Raw genomic sequence first — 13,748 nt, 5'->3', positions numbered from 1 at the left:
TTTTTCCGGGTTCCCGCGCCGCATCTGGCGTAAACGGGGGCCTCAATCCATGCAAGGAGCCTTGCGATGAGCATCAAGACCATTAACTCCACGCCGGCCGCCGACGGCTTCACCATGCCCGCCGAGTGGGCGCACCAGCAGGCCGTCTGGATGATCTGGCCGTTTCGCCCGGACAACTGGCGCGTAGCCGGTCGCTTCGCGCAAGAGACCTTCGCCAAGGTGGCCGATGCCATCGGTGGTGCCACCCCGGTCTTTATGGGGGTACCGGCCCAGTTTATGGAGCAGGCCCGCGCCATCATGCCCGCCCACGTCACCCTGGTTGAAATGGACAGCGATGACTGCTGGGCCCGCGATACCGGCCCGACCATCGTTACCAACGCTGCCGGCGAGTGCCGTGGCGTGGATTGGGGCTTCAACGCCTGGGGTGGTCACAAGGGCGGTCTCTACTACCCGTGGAATCAGGATGAGGAAGTGGCAGCCCAGATGCTGACCCAACACGAGATGGCTCGCTACGATGCGCCGCTGATTCTGGAAGGGGGCTCCATCCACGTCGATGGCGAAGGCACCTGCCTGACCACCGCCGAGTGCCTGCTCAACGAAAACCGCAACCCGCACCTGACCAAAGAGCAGATCGAAGCTTACCTGCGCGACTATCTGGGCGTCACCAGCTTTATCTGGCTGGACGAAGGCGTCTACATGGACGAGACCGACGGCCACATCGACAACATGTGCTGCTTCGTGCGTCCGGGTGAAGTGGCGCTGCACTGGACTGATGACCAGAACGATCCCCAGTACGCCCGCTCCGTGGCCGCTCTCAAGGTGCTGGAAGCGGCGGTCGATGCCAAGGGTCGCAAGCTGAAAGTGTGGAAGCTGCCCCAGCCGGGCCCGCTGTTCTGCACTGAAGAGGAGTCTGCCGGCGTCGAGAGCGGTACCGGTGTGCCGCGCGAGGCAGAAGGCCGTCTGGCCGGTTCCTACGTGAACTTCCTCATCACCAACGATCGCATCGTCTACCCGCTGCTGGATGCCGCCACCGATGGCGAAGCCCAGCGCATTCTGGAAGAGATCTTCCCGGAGCACACCGTGATCGGCGTGCCGGCCCGCGAGATCCTGCTGGGCGGTGGCAATATCCACTGCATTACCCAGCAGATCCCTTCAGGTCAATAAGCTGGTCGCAGAGTGTAGAAATTCAAAACCCCACGCCGTGGGGTTTTCTCTCTTGATGGTGTGATGGTCGCAGGCGCTGATGCGGCGATCATCATGACAAACAGTCACCCTTTTACAGGAGATCCCCATGATCGAAGTGACCGAGGTTTCCATTGCCGAGCTGCGTGCCGCGCTCGAATCAGGCCGCACCACAGCGGTCGAACTGGTCAAGGCCTATCTGGCCCGGATCGAGGCCTACAACGGCCCCGAGACTGCCACCAAACTCAACGCCGTGGTGGTTGCCAATCCCGATGCGCTGAAAGAAGCCGAAGCTTCCGATGCCCGCCGCGCCCGTGGCGAGACCCTGAGCCCGCTCGACGGCATCCCCTACACCGCCAAAGACAGCTATCTGGTCAAGGGGCTGACCGCCGCCTCCGGCAGCCCGGCCTTCAAGGATCTGGTGGCCCAGCGCGATGCCTTTACCGTTGAGCGCCTGCGCGCCGCCGGTGCCATCTGCCTTGGCAAAACCAATATGCCGCCGATGGCCAATGGCGGCATGCAGCGCGGCGTCTATGGCCGTGCCGAGAGCCCCTACAACGCCGACTACCTGACCGCGCCGTTTGCCTCCGGCTCCTCCAACGGTGCCGGTACCGCCACCGCCGCCAGCTTCTCCGCCTTTGGTCTGGCGGAAGAGACCTGGTCGAGCGGCCGTGGCCCGGCCTCCAACAACGGCCTGTGCGCCTACACCCCGTCCCGTGGCGTCATCTCGGTGCGCGGCAACTGGCCGCTGACCCCGACCATGGATGTGGTGGTGCCCTATGCCCGCACCATGGCCGATCTCTTGGAAGTACTGGATGTGGTAGTGGCCGACGATGCTGATACCCGTGGCGATCTGTGGCGCATGCAGCCCTGGGTACAACTGCCCAAGGCCTCTGAAGTGCGTCCGGCTTCCTATCTGGATCTGGCTGCCAAGGCCGATGCCCTCAAGGGCAAGCGCCTCGGCGTGCCGCGCATGTTTATCAACAAGGATGAACTGGCCGGCACCAGCGAAAACCCCGGTATCGGTGGCCCGACCGGTCAGCGCATCCATACCCGCGAGACCGTTATCGCCCTCTGGGAAGATGCGCGCAAGGCGCTGGAAGCCGCTGGCGCCGAAGTCATCGAAGTGGACTTCCCGCTGGTCTCCAACTGCGAAGGGGACCGACCCGGCGCGCCGACCGTGTTCAATCGCGGCATCGTGAGCCCGGAGTTTCTCAACGACGAGCTGTGGGAGCTCTCCGGCTGGGCGTTCGACGACTTCCTGCGCGCCAACGGCGATCCCAAGCTCAACAAGCTGGCCGATGTCGATGGGCCGAAGATCTTCCCCCACGATCCGGGCACATTGCCGAACCGCGAGGGCGATCTGGCGGCGGGAATGGACGAGTACGTCAATATGGCCAAGCGCGGCATCAAACGCTTTGACGAGATCCCCACAGTGCCGGACGGCCTGCGCGGTCTGGAGAAGACCCGCAAGCTGGATCTCGAGGACTGGATGGACGGGCTCAAGCTCGACGCCGTGCTGTTCCCCACCGTCGCCGACGTTGCCCCGGCTGATGCGGACGTGAATCCGGCCTCCGCCGATATCGCCTGGAGCAATGGCATCTGGGTTGCCAACGGCAACCTCGCCATTCGCCACCTCGGTGTGCCGACTGTCACCGTCCCCATGGGCGTGATGGCCGATATCGGTATGCCGGTGGGGCTGACCTTCGCCGGTCGCGCCTATGACGACAACAACCTGCTGCGCTTCGCCTCGGCCTTCGAGTCCACCGGCAGCAAGCGTATGGTGCCGCCACGGACGCCGCCGTTGAGTTGAGTGCTGTTATCTCGGGTTTGTCCGAAGATAATGAAAAACCCACCCGTTATGCGGGTGGGTTTTTCGTGTCTTCTTTATAACATGGATATTTTTATTAATATCACAAGTTATTTTGATTAAGATGAGAAAGTAAGATCTTTAATTTTTCAAGTAGCTCATCATAAGTGATGATGTCGACATCTTTACATGAGTTTCTGAATAAATTGAAACTATTTAACTTATCTTCATTTGCAGGTTTTTTACCTGCAAGAACAATGCACTTGATTACATCTGAACTGTAGTTGCTCAGTGATTTATCATAGTGTGCATGTCTAAACCATTCATTTTGTAATGAGCTTTTTTGTGTTAAAACCTGAGTTATTGCACCACTAATTTCATAGTGTGGCGCATATACGTTATTCCTGTACGGGGCACCACTTTTAACTAATTCTGTTGTCGGTTTTTTGATTTCAATAATAGCTAAAGCTCTACTCGTTTCACCAAAAAGAAAATCCCCTATTTGATCGCCTAGACCATTTATATTCGATGGTCTTGCATGAAATTGTTTGTGTAAAAGATGAACAGGGCGAGCAAAAAGCATAGTTAGAACGAAAGTATTATCCTCAAAGAATAGTTGCCACTTTGGTTCTGATAAATCATTTTGTAACATTATTTCAAACTTATCGATCATCCCTGATAAGGTTATTCGTTCTATCTCTGAGTGTAGAGAAAATAACTCTCTTGGTGCATGGATTGAAATTCTTTCTATATCCTGTTTTACAGCCTCTATTTTTTCTTTTATATGTCTAGTTTTATCGCCCTTGCGTCTACCCTTTTCAACCTTAAGTTCAACTAATTTACTTTCATCTGAGAAAGTGAGTCTTGGAAAAGAATCGGGATCGATTTCATTGAGGATTTCATTTCTGACATGCCATTTTTTAGCTGCTCTAAGCCGAGAGCGTCTTAGTCTGTCAGCTCTGTTAAAATCTAACCTGATTTCATTTAGCTGAGATAGACTAATTTTAACTACGTTATCTTGGACATTGCTTTTACCATTTTTAACTATTTCAATAGTATCAACGCCTTTAATTAGTAATAGCTCACGCCATACCTGAAGTAACTCTTTTGATAGGCCGCAACCAAAAAATAAATCATCACAGATACCTCGAGGAGTATTTAATAATACATCCGTATATGCACTATCAGCGTCATTGGGGAGTTTTATTTCATTGTTTCTTTGGTAAATTATTTTAGCAATTCGCCCATGCTTTGGTGTCAGATATCTTTGTGTGTAAGGAGCTAAATAGGCAGGATAAGTATCAATTTTCTCACTGCAAATTGTTGCAATGTGGTACCAATTCTCTTGTGGAAAGGATCTCCATTGCCCTACCTCACTTGGTGATTTTTCAAAGGTCTGGATATATAATTCTCTACATTCTACCCCACTTACATATGATGCCTCTAAATGTATGTTTGGGGATAATATGTCATTTGAATCTAGGTTGAACTCTGGTTCTGTCATAGAATCCTCTTGTAAGATTAATTAATAATTGATGAACAATATCATACTGAGCCGCGGTTCGAATAGCGCAGCGTATTCAGACGATCGCGAAAGTAAGGGGGTTGAGGTGACGCTGATGTTCAGGGTTTCCTGCTTCTCTTGCTATCAGGATATTCGCGGTAAACGGACGATTACGCTGCGCTAATCGACCCTACATGATGGGGCTTACTGTTTTACCTCCCCCTCATCCCCAGCCCTTCTCCCCTTATTTGTGATCAAGAGTGGGAGAAGGGGGCAAATAGGCTCCGCTGATTGTGCGTTGGCTCTGTGGTGCGGGTGAATATGAGTAGCATGGAACTGGCACGGGCCATCCCCTCTCCCTCGGGAGAGGGCTAGGGTGAGGGGCCGCCATCTGTGCTGCTGGTTCGAATAACGCAGCGTATTCGGTCGTTCGCGAACAGGAGGCCGCTGCTGATTGCTCCGGACTTTCCCCTGACTTCCCCCAGACTTCACCTTCTCTTCACACAACCTCATTTTCCCCTCACAAATCCCCCGTATCTTCTGCCCACTGCTTAAAAGGCCCGGCTTGCCACAGGGGTGGCGAGGGGGCGGTTGGTTCGAGGGAGCAAGATGATGAAAGGTTGGATGAAATGCGGGTTGGCCGGGGCCGTGGTGCTGATGGCGAGTTTCTGGGGGGGCAGCGTGCGGGCGGCGGGGATCTCCCTCAAGCAGGTGAGCGGCCCTGTCTATGTGGTGGAGGACAACTACTACGTCAAAGAGAACTCCATGGTCTATTTCGGGGCCAAGGGGGTGACGGTGGTGGGGGCGACCTGGACGCCGGATACCGCCCGCGAGCTGCACAAACTGATCAAACGGGTCAGCAGCAAGCCGGTGCTGGAGGTGATAAACACCAACTACCACACCGACCGGGCGGGCGGTAACGCCTACTGGAAGTCCATCGGGGCCAAGGTGGTGGCGACTCGCCAGACCAGGGATCTGATGAAGAGCGACTGGGCCGAGATTGTCGCCTTTACCCGCAAGGGGCTGCCGGAGTACCCGGATCTGCCGCTGGTGCTGCCCAACGTGGTGCACGATGGCGACTTCACCCTGCAAGAGGGCAAGGTGCGCGCCTTCTACGCGGGCCCGGCCCATACGCCGGACGGCATCTTTGTCTACTTCCCCGACGAGCAGGTGCTCTATGGCAACTGCATCCTCAAGGAGAAGCTGGGCAACCTGAGCTTTGCCAATGTGAAGGAGTATCCGCAGACCATCGAGCGGCTCAAGGCGATGAAGCTGCCGATCAAGACGGTGATCGGCGGTCACGACTCACCGCTGCACGGGCCTGAGCTGATTGATCACTATGAAGAGCTGATCAAGGCGGTTCCGCAGTCATAGCTGCTGTGTGGCAGACAGCCTGCAAGCCGTGCCATCGCAGCAATCAGCAGCCATAACGGCACACCACAAAACGCCCGCTTTCAGGAAATAAGCGGGGGTTTTGCTGTTGCGGCTTTTTTGGTGGCTGTGAGTGCGTGGTATTAACGCTGTTCAAGGGGAGTGGGCTTTCATAAGATGGCCCTCTCTCTTTTCCCTGAAAGTTATCCATTTTCGTTATGCAATACGCCTCTCTCGCGCGCCTCAAGCAGGCCTTTATCAACGGGATGTGGGCCTCGCTGGTCAGCATCGTTATCGGCTTCGCCTTCAAGGTGTGGCTGGCGCAGTGGGTCGCCAAGGGGGAGCTGGCGCTGTTCAACAGCGTGGTCGATTTGATCTCCCTCTCCTTTATCCTGATGACAGGTTTTCGCTCCTCCATGGTTGTGAGCTACTCCCAGACCAAAAACGATCGGGACATCATCAATATCTTTCGCTACTTCCTCATCGGCATCGTGCTGCTCACCTGGGGGGCGGTGATCCCCTATATCAAGCACGGGCTCCATATCCGGGTGGAGTATCTGCAACTGGTGGGGGTCATCTTCGGGCTGGGGCTCAAGGTCTACTTCACCAATCTGGTGGCCATGTACCGGATGTATACGCTCTCCAACCGGGTCACCTGGCTGGAGCCGCTGGCCAACGGCCTGCTGTTTATGGCCTGCTACTTTGGGCTCGGGATGGATGCGCTCCCTTCGCTCTTCTACGGGCTGACCTTCTCGTCGCTCGCCATCGCCGGTTATATGTATGTTTCGCGGCGCCGGGCCATCGCCACCAGGCCGCTGGCCAAGGTGGCGCTCGGCCCCGAGATGGTGAGCTATGTGAAGAAGAGCTTTACCGCCTCGCTGGAGGCGGGGGCCAGCATCCTGATGATTTACATCACAGTGCTGCTTACCATCCGCCACTTCAGCCTCGACGAGCTGGGGGATTTTCAGGTGGTGGTGCGCCCCATCTTTACCTATATGACCACCCTGTTTGTCTTCCCCATCTACCGCTTTGTGCTGCCGGAGCTGGCGGTCAATCTGCGCAATGGCGATCACCGCCAGATAAGGCTTATTCGCCGCTGGATCTTCCGCCTCTCCGCCATCGTCAGTCTGGCCTTCTTTGGCTTGATGTTGCTGGCGGGCAAGCCGCTGGTGCTGTTGTTCTTCCCTGCCGACTACGTGGGGGCGGTGCCTGTGCTGTTCCACTTCTCTATCTTCTTCATTTTTATGATGCTCAACGGCTATCAGCTCGCCTATATCAAGGCTCACGGTCACTTTACCCAGAGTTTGCTGATCCGGCTGGCTGGCATAGTGGCGCTGGTCGCCGCCTACTATCTGGTGGCAGAGTTCACCGCCAACGTGGTGGCGATTATCGTGGCGCTGGGCCTCGGCTATATGGTGATGTTTATTCTCTCGACCCTGGCGGAGCGGCAGATCTTGCGATCCCTGCCACTGGTGCTGGCAACCCGCTAGGGTGCTACTCGCCAAGAGCAGGCCCCTGTCAGATAACAAAAAACGCCCGTGCGGGCGTTTTTTTATTGGCGGTGCTGGGCGGCTTAGCGTTTGCCCTTCCCACCCTTGCTGCCAGCGAGGGCCTGCTTTCTGGCGCGCTGCTTCTGGGCCGCCTTGCGGTTGCGGCGCGGCTCGGGCTCGAAGCGGGTGAGATCCGGCTCAAAACCGGGAAACCACTGCTGGGGCAAGCGGGTGTCGAGCACAGCTTCCACCTTCTCCAGCAGGGGCGCATCTTCCGGGCTGAACAGGGTAATGGCGAGCCCCTTGTTGCCGGCGCGGCCGGTGCGACCGATACGGTGGACGTAATCCTCGGCCACAAACGGGAACTCGAGGTTAATCACGTAGTTGAGATCCGTGATATCGAGGCCGCGGGCTGCCACATCGGTGGCGACCAGTGCCTGCAGGGTGCCGGCGCGAAACTCCAGCAGCACTTTTTCACGTGCGCTTTGCGACAGATCGCCGTGGAAGGCGAGGGCATTGATGCCCGATTTGCCGAGCTGCTGTGCCAGCTTGTCAGCACCTTGGCGGGTGCGGCTGAAGATGAGTGCCGGTGCCCACCCTTTCACTTTGAGCATGTGCTCGACCAGCGCCAGCTTGCGATCGCTGTCCACCGTATAAACCCGCTGCTCCACCTCGGCTGCCGTGGTGTTGCGCGGTGCCACCTCGATAAGCGCCGGGTCGCGCAGCAGCACCTTGCTCAAGGCAAACAGGTTGTCATCGCAGGTGGCAGAGAAGAGCAGGGTCTGGCGATCCGCCGGGATCTGTTTGAGCAGCGCCTTGATCTCGTCCATAAAGCCCATGTCGAGCATGCGGTCAGCCTCGTCAAACACCAGATGGCGCAGCGCCGCCAGACTCAACGCCCCCTGTCGCAGATGGTCGAGCAGGCGGCCCGGGGTGGCGATCAGGATATCCACCCCGGCTTGAAGCGCCTCTACCTGCGCCGCGATACTCACCCCGCCGTAGACCTGGGTGCTGGTGAGGCCGGTGCCTTGACCGTAGCGCGCCACGCTCTCGGCGACCTGCACCGCCAGCTCGCGGGTTGGCACCAGCACCAGCGCGCGGATCGGGCGGGGCTCTGCTTGCGGCTGTTGTAGCAACTGCTCCAGCAGCGGCAGCACAAAGGCGGCGGTTTTGCCGGTGCCGGTCTGGGCGCCTGCCATCAGATCCCGCCCCGCCAGAATGACCGGGATGGCGCGGGCCTGAATGGGGGTGGGGGCGGCATAGCAGAGTTCGGTCAGGGTCTGCTGCAGACGGGGGGAGAGGGCCAGTTCGGCAAAGGAGGCTGTGGACATAGGGGCACCAGTCGGAGTTATCGCGGCCTGCGGCCACGATGCAATGAGTGATCGTGGCCGCGATGGTAACAGAAGCAGGGGGCGCGGCAGAAGGCGATGATGAGCAAGGGCGCATAGCTCCCGGTTTTGCATGCCGTGCATGGCGGTGGCGCAGGACCTCGTCGCCGCGCTCCTGTTTTACCGCGAGTCGGCAGTGCAAGGGGCATCCGCCATGACTCTACTCCACGATCAGCACACTCTCGCTGGCCAGATGGTGCAGCCACTCCCTGACGATCAGCAGCACGGCGGCAAAGTGCTCGTCGCGGGACAGCAAGCTGGCGGCGAGGGGATCCCCTTCCGCCATGGCGGCCAGCTGGCCAAAGGCCTGCTCTATCTGCTCCCGCTCCAGCGGATTGTCGCCCAGCACGTCGGTGAGCGAGGGCTCCGCACGGAGTGTGAGAGGCAAGCCCGCAGGAATGGCCGGAGCAAGGCGCATCAGTTCGTCTTCCACCACCATGATGGCCCGCTCCAGTTCGAGCGGGGTGGGTGGTGAGTGGCGAAATGGCCCGGGCTGAATAGCATCGCAGCCGAAGGCGAGAAGATATTCGAGGGTCGTGCCATCGGGCTGGCCGAGCCAGACCCGGCTGCTGGTTTTGCCTATTTCAAGCAGTAGTATGCTCTGCTGCGGGATTCGCTGGATCATCGCGAAGGCTCCTTTGCACCTGTGGGTCTGCCTCCCTATCTTGCGCTCGGCACGGAGGATTTGACGAGCCATTTGTGGGGCAGGGTGGATTACCCCTTGCAATTATTGTTATTGATGGCAGTCTAGATGGCTAAATGCTGTGGCATTTGTCATTTCCGTTCCGCTTCAGGAGTTTAGATATGGATATTCGCACCGCACCCCGCGCCATCGCGCTCGCCCTCATGCTGGCAAGCGGCATCGCCGCCGCCAACGAAGCGCTGGTGATCCAGACCGATTTCGGCCTCAAAGATGGCGCCGTGTCGGCCATGAAGGGGGTCGCCTTCGGGGTGGATCGCACCCTGCCGCTCTATGACCTGACCCACGAGATCCCGGCTTACAACATCTGGGAAGCCTCCTACCGCCTCTACCAGACCCTGCAGTATTGGCCCAAGGGCACCGTATTTGTCAGCGTGGTGGATCCCGGTGTCGGCACCGAGCGCAAGTCTGTGGTGCTCAAGACCAAGAGCGGTCACTACATCGTGACTCCGGACAACGGCACCCTGACCCTGGTGGCCGAGCACTTCGGCATCGAGGCGGTGCGCCAGATCGACGAGAAACTCAACCGCCTCAAGGGTTCCGAGAAGTCCTACACCTTCCACGGCCGCGATGTGTACGCCTATACCGGCGCACGGCTCGCCTCCGGCGCCATCAGCTACGAGCAGGTTGGTCCGCTGCTGCCCGTCGAGGTAGTGAAGATCCCCTATCAGCCTGCGGTAGCAGAGAAAGATGGCACCCTCAAGGGCACCATCCCGATCCTCGATGTGCAGTACGGCAACGTCTGGACCAATATCGACGATGCCTTGCTGACCAAGGCGGGGATCAACAAGGGGGATAACGCCTGCATCAAGATCCGTGAAGGGGATGTGGTCAAATATGACGGCAAGGCCCCTTACGTCAGCAGCTTCGGTGATGTGCCGGAAGGTCAGCCGCTGATCTACCTCAACAGTCTGCTGCAGGTGTCGGTGGCGCTGAACATGGACAGCTTCGCTGCCAAGCATCAGGTGCAATCCGGTGCCAACTGGCATATCAGCCTGAAGAAGTGCTCCTGACCCGCACATATATAAGTAGAGATAGAAACAGCAACGGGCGCCTCGGCGCCCGTTTTGTTCTCTGGTCATAAAGAAAGGGATCAGAACTCGTTGGAGAGCGCCTTATACCCTTTGACCAGATCGATATTGGTATGGGCCACGTCCTCGGAGAACTCGGCGGCATCTACCGAAACCCGCGGGATATGGGTCAGATCGCTCTGCTGGTTGATGCGGGTGGTGGAGGGGACGTAGAACTCCGGTGGTAGATCGCAGCCATCGATCACCGAGTTGTGACGCACCACGGCACCATCACCGATATGGCAGTTGAACAGCACGCTGTTGAAGCCGATAAAGACCCGGTTTCCTACTTCGCACGGCCCGTGGACTATGCTGCGGTGGGCGATGGAGGTGTACTCGCCGATGGTGACGGCGGCGCCGGATTTGGAGTGGATCACCACGCCATCCTGAATATTGGAGTTGGCGCCGATGACGATGGGTTCCATATCTCCACTCTCATCCACCTCGTCGGCACGGATCACCGCATAGGGGCCGACAAAGACATTCTCTTTGATGATCACCTTGCCGCAGATGATGGCGGTCTTGTCGATATAGGCGGATTCGTCGATGACAGGCAGATGGCCGGAGGGATTCTTGCGGATCATGTTACATCCTGTGGTTGCTTGAAATGATGCGGTGGCGCACCCGGCGCCAGGATGCCAGCTTACGCCTCGTTATTATCCGGTGAAACCCCGAAGTGGTCTGACCCTTGTCGCAAGCCTTGGCGGGAGCACTGTTTCCGCGCGCTGGAATATGGGAGCATTGCAGCCATTCCCGAGTTGGTTGAAATGGACATATATAGATGAAGAAGATGATTGCCCTGTTGGCGGGTGGTTTGTTGCTCTCCTCGGCTGTGCAGGCCAAAGGGGAGGCGGGGGAGTTTGACTATTACGCCATGGCGCTCTCCTGGTCGCCTGAGCATTGTGCCGTCAAACCGGCGGATCGGGACCAGTGTTCCCGCAAGCTGGGGTTTGTGCTGCACGGTCTTTGGCCCCAGTACGATCGCGGTTATCCCAGCAACTGCACCCGCGAACGGCTCAATCCCGATATGGAGAGCGAGTTTGCCGACCTCTACCCCAGCCGTTTTCTCTATCGCCATGAGTGGGAGAAGCACGGCACCTGCTCCGGCCTGAGCCAGCAGGCCTTCCATCAGCTGGCAAGCGATCTGCGCCAGAAGGTGAAGATCCCGGCGGCTTATCAATCCCCGGAGGAGCCGCTGCGCAAAACCAGCTTCCAGCTCAAGGCCGATCTGGCGAGCGCCAACCAGTGGCTGGCCCCCGACAACATCACGGTGGCCTGCGCCGATGGTGGCCGCTTCCTGCGGGAGATCTACATCTGCGTCAATAAAGAGGGGACAGATGCGGTCACCTGCTCCGCCGAGATGCAAAAGCGCGAGCGCCGCTCCTGCGGTCAGCCGGACTTCCTGCTGCGCAGCGTGCGTTAAGCCTTCGCTCTCTTCATCAGGCCCCTTGCGGGCCTGATGTTTAACCACAGCTATCGGAAAGGAGTCTGACAGATGGATGGCAACAACCGGTTTAGCCCACAAGAGCGGGCCCTGCTGCTCGGGGTGAAAGGGGTGGGGCCGAGCGTTATCGGGCGGCTTGAACAGCTGGGCTACCATACCTTGGCCGGATTGGCCGAGGCCGACACCACCCATATCGTCCAGATGGTGGCCAGCATGCTGGGCTCGACCTGTTGGCAGAACAGCCCGCAGGCCCGCAGTGCCATCGACGGCGCCATTGCGCTGGCCCGCGCGCATCTGGTGGCAGACGCTGCAAAAGGGGTGAATGGATGAGCCTCTTTAGCGAACTTGGGATGCGTTATCCCATTATTCAGGCACCGATGGCCGGTGTGCAGGGTAGCGAGCTGGCGCTTGCCGTGACCCGTGCGGGCGGCTTGGGCTCCTTGCCTGCCGCCATGCTCACATCAGCGGAGCTGCGCGGCGAACTGGAGCGACTTGCCCAAAGCGGGTTTGGGCCATTTAACATCAACTTCTTCTGCCACCTGCAACGGGAACCGGATCCCGTTGCACTGGCCCGCTGGCAGCAGCGCCTTGCTCCCTACTACGCCGAGTTCAGCCTACTTCCCCCAGCGGTCACGACGGCGCCAAGCCGAGCCCCCTTTAATGAGGAGCATGCTGCCATGGTGGCCGAGTTCAGACCGGCGGTGGTCAGCTTTCACTTCGGCTTGCCCGCGCCTGAGCTGCTTGTCCAAGTGAAGGCTGCGGGGGCCAAGGTATTTGCCAGTGCCACAACGGTTGCGGAAGCCGTATGGCTCGCTCAACACGGCGCCGATGCCATCATCGCTCAGGGATTGGAGGCGGGCGGTCATCGCGGTCATTTCCTCTCCGATGATCTCGCCTTGCAGCAGAGCACCTTGACCCTGCTGGCGCAGATCCTCGCGGTGACCGATCTGCCGGTGATTGCCGCTGGCGGTATCGTTGATGGCAAGGGGATCGCCAACGCGCTGGCAATGGGGGCGAGCGCCGTGCAGATGGGCACCGCCTTTCTCTGCTGCCATGAAGCGACCACCTCGGCGCTGCATCGCGCTGTCCTCCACTCGCCCCAAGGCCAGCAGACGGCACTGACCAATCTGTTCAGTGGCCGTCCGGCGCGGGGCATCGTCAACCGTCTGATGCGTGAGCTGGGCCCGCTCTCGGATCTTGCCCCTCACTTCCCCTATGCCAGTGGCGCACTGGCACCGCTGCGTGCCGCCGCCGAGAAGGCGGGGGACAGTGGCTTCTCTCCGCTCTGGGCTGGCCAGAATGTATCGGGTTGCAGGGATCTTCCTGCCAGCGAGCTGATGGCGTGCTGGGTCAAAGAGGCTGGATTGGGATAAGCACTGCTATATACGCCTCTTTATATAGAAGCGGCCGTTGGTGCAGTGCGTCGGACGCGACGGTGTTGCGATGATGGATGAGTGCCTGTTCCCTTGTGAGGCGCTTATCCGGAGACAAAACCCCGCACCTTACCCACCCATGTGGATAAGTCTGTATAAAGGCTGTGTATTGATATGAATAACCAAGAAATTGCACTTTTTTGCAATTTTATTGCGGCAAAGCCTTGCCAATGTGAGCTGGATCTCTATAATGCGCCTCCATCGACAGGGCAAGCGGCAACGCAAACAACCTCGTCGGTAACCTCGAAAAGCCCTTGAAAATAAGGCTTGACTTGAGAAGGCGGTTGAGTAGAATTCCACTCCCGCAGCAACACACTGTTGCGTCGCTCTTTAACAATTTGAATCAAGCAATCTGT

12 protein-coding genes are annotated in these 13,748 nt (G+C 58.2%); 8 read left to right on the top strand and 4 right to left on the bottom strand.

Annotated features, from left to right (window positions below; all coding sequences use genetic code 11):
* Positions 1 to 66 precede the first annotated feature (66 nt).
* Positions 67 to 1,164: an agmatine deiminase gene (gene aguA, locus G5168_RS17725; protein WP_421252527.1), complete on the top strand. Its 1,098-nt coding sequence runs from the start codon at positions 67 to 69 to the stop codon at positions 1,162 to 1,164.
* A gap of 127 nt (positions 1,165 to 1,291) precedes the next feature.
* The gene (locus G5168_RS17720; protein WP_421252526.1) at positions 1,292 to 2,995 is read left to right on the top strand and encodes an amidase; all 1,704 of its coding nucleotides are present in this window, start codon (positions 1,292 to 1,294) and stop codon (positions 2,993 to 2,995) included.
* Between the two features lie 100 nt (positions 2,996 to 3,095).
* Here the strand turns inward: G5168_RS17720 and G5168_RS17715 are convergent, their stop codons facing one another.
* Complete coding sequence (locus G5168_RS17715; RefSeq protein WP_421252525.1) at positions 3,096 to 4,496, bottom strand: Shedu immune nuclease family protein; 1,401 nt, start codon at positions 4,494 to 4,496, stop codon at positions 3,096 to 3,098.
* A 609-nt stretch (positions 4,497 to 5,105) separates the two neighbouring features.
* On the opposite strand from G5168_RS17715, the gene G5168_RS17710 reads away from it, so the two are divergent.
* Complete coding sequence (locus G5168_RS17710) at positions 5,106 to 5,870, top strand: CphA family subclass B2 metallo-beta-lactamase (RefSeq protein WP_216979425.1); 765 nt, start codon at positions 5,106 to 5,108, stop codon at positions 5,868 to 5,870.
* Between the two features lie 215 nt (positions 5,871 to 6,085).
* A complete protein-coding gene (locus tag G5168_RS17705; protein ID WP_421252524.1) occupies positions 6,086 to 7,357 on the top strand; it encodes a hypothetical protein in 1,272 nt (423 codons plus the stop codon).
* An 83-nt stretch (positions 7,358 to 7,440) separates the two neighbouring features.
* Here G5168_RS17705 and G5168_RS17700 read toward each other — a convergent pair whose 3' ends face one another.
* The gene (locus G5168_RS17700; RefSeq protein WP_421252523.1) at positions 7,441 to 8,688 is read right to left on the bottom strand and encodes a DEAD/DEAH box helicase; all 1,248 of its coding nucleotides are present in this window, start codon (positions 8,686 to 8,688) and stop codon (positions 7,441 to 7,443) included.
* Between the two features lie 217 nt (positions 8,689 to 8,905).
* Complete coding sequence (locus tag G5168_RS17695; RefSeq protein ID WP_421252522.1) at positions 8,906 to 9,370, bottom strand: hypothetical protein; 465 nt, start codon at positions 9,368 to 9,370, stop codon at positions 8,906 to 8,908.
* A 179-nt stretch (positions 9,371 to 9,549) separates the two neighbouring features.
* Here G5168_RS17695 and G5168_RS17690 point away from each other — a divergent pair, with 179 nt between their 5' ends.
* A complete protein-coding gene (locus G5168_RS17690) occupies positions 9,550 to 10,458 on the top strand; it encodes an SAM hydrolase/SAM-dependent halogenase family protein (protein ID WP_421252521.1) in 909 nt (302 codons plus the stop codon).
* Positions 10,459 to 10,538: 80 nt separating this feature from the next.
* Here G5168_RS17690 and G5168_RS17685 read toward each other — a convergent pair whose 3' ends face one another.
* Positions 10,539 to 11,099: a carbonate dehydratase gene (locus G5168_RS17685; protein WP_005335471.1), complete on the bottom strand. Its 561-nt coding sequence runs from the start codon at positions 11,097 to 11,099 to the stop codon at positions 10,539 to 10,541.
* 197 nt (positions 11,100 to 11,296) lie between these two features.
* On the opposite strand from G5168_RS17685, the gene G5168_RS17680 reads away from it, so the two are divergent.
* The 3 genes from G5168_RS17680 (at position 11,297) to G5168_RS17670 (ending at position 13,332) form a co-directional block, all read left to right on the top strand.
* Positions 11,297 to 11,938: a ribonuclease T2 family protein gene (locus G5168_RS17680; RefSeq protein ID WP_139474418.1), complete on the top strand. Its 642-nt coding sequence runs from the start codon at positions 11,297 to 11,299 to the stop codon at positions 11,936 to 11,938.
* A gap of 72 nt (positions 11,939 to 12,010) precedes the next feature.
* The gene (locus G5168_RS17675; RefSeq protein ID WP_204385108.1) at positions 12,011 to 12,289 is read left to right on the top strand and encodes a helix-hairpin-helix domain-containing protein; all 279 of its coding nucleotides are present in this window, start codon (positions 12,011 to 12,013) and stop codon (positions 12,287 to 12,289) included.
* Positions 12,286 to 13,332, top strand: a complete 1,047-nt coding sequence (locus G5168_RS17670; protein ID WP_421252520.1) for an NAD(P)H-dependent flavin oxidoreductase — start codon at positions 12,286 to 12,288, stop codon at positions 13,330 to 13,332. Before G5168_RS17675 ends, G5168_RS17670 begins: the two co-directional genes overlap by 4 nt.
* Positions 13,333 to 13,748: the final 416 nt, after the last annotated feature.

The organism is Aeromonas sp. 600724 (assembly GCF_049175135.1).
GTDB lineage: Bacteria > Pseudomonadota > Gammaproteobacteria > Enterobacterales > Aeromonadaceae > Aeromonas > Aeromonas veronii_A.
The sequence above is the reverse complement of the archived record's forward strand: the minus strand, read 5'-3'. Positions and strand labels throughout refer to the sequence as shown.

Coding starts and splice junctions, on each gene's coding strand:
- G5168_RS17700 (WP_421252523.1), bottom strand. CDS start 8,688: ATGTCCACAGCCTCCTTTGCCGAACTGGCCCTCTCCCCCCGTCTGCAG.
- G5168_RS17685 (WP_005335471.1), bottom strand. CDS start 11,099: ATGATCCGCAAGAATCCCTCCGGCCATCTGCCTGTCATCGACGAATCC.
- G5168_RS17690 (WP_421252521.1), top strand. CDS start 9,550: ATGGATATTCGCACCGCACCCCGCGCCATCGCGCTCGCCCTCATGCTG.
- G5168_RS17705 (WP_421252524.1), top strand. CDS start 6,086: ATGCAATACGCCTCTCTCGCGCGCCTCAAGCAGGCCTTTATCAACGGG.
- G5168_RS17675 (WP_204385108.1), top strand. CDS start 12,011: ATGGATGGCAACAACCGGTTTAGCCCACAAGAGCGGGCCCTGCTGCTC.
- G5168_RS17680 (WP_139474418.1), top strand. CDS start 11,297: ATGAAGAAGATGATTGCCCTGTTGGCGGGTGGTTTGTTGCTCTCCTCG.
- G5168_RS17710 (WP_216979425.1), top strand. CDS start 5,106: ATGATGAAAGGTTGGATGAAATGCGGGTTGGCCGGGGCCGTGGTGCTG.
- G5168_RS17695 (WP_421252522.1), bottom strand. CDS start 9,370: ATGATCCAGCGAATCCCGCAGCAGAGCATACTACTGCTTGAAATAGGC.
- G5168_RS17670 (WP_421252520.1), top strand. CDS start 12,286: ATGAGCCTCTTTAGCGAACTTGGGATGCGTTATCCCATTATTCAGGCA.
- aguA (WP_421252527.1), top strand. CDS start 67: ATGAGCATCAAGACCATTAACTCCACGCCGGCCGCCGACGGCTTCACC.
- G5168_RS17715 (WP_421252525.1), bottom strand. CDS start 4,496: ATGACAGAACCAGAGTTCAACCTAGATTCAAATGACATATTATCCCCA.
- G5168_RS17720 (WP_421252526.1), top strand. CDS start 1,292: ATGATCGAAGTGACCGAGGTTTCCATTGCCGAGCTGCGTGCCGCGCTC.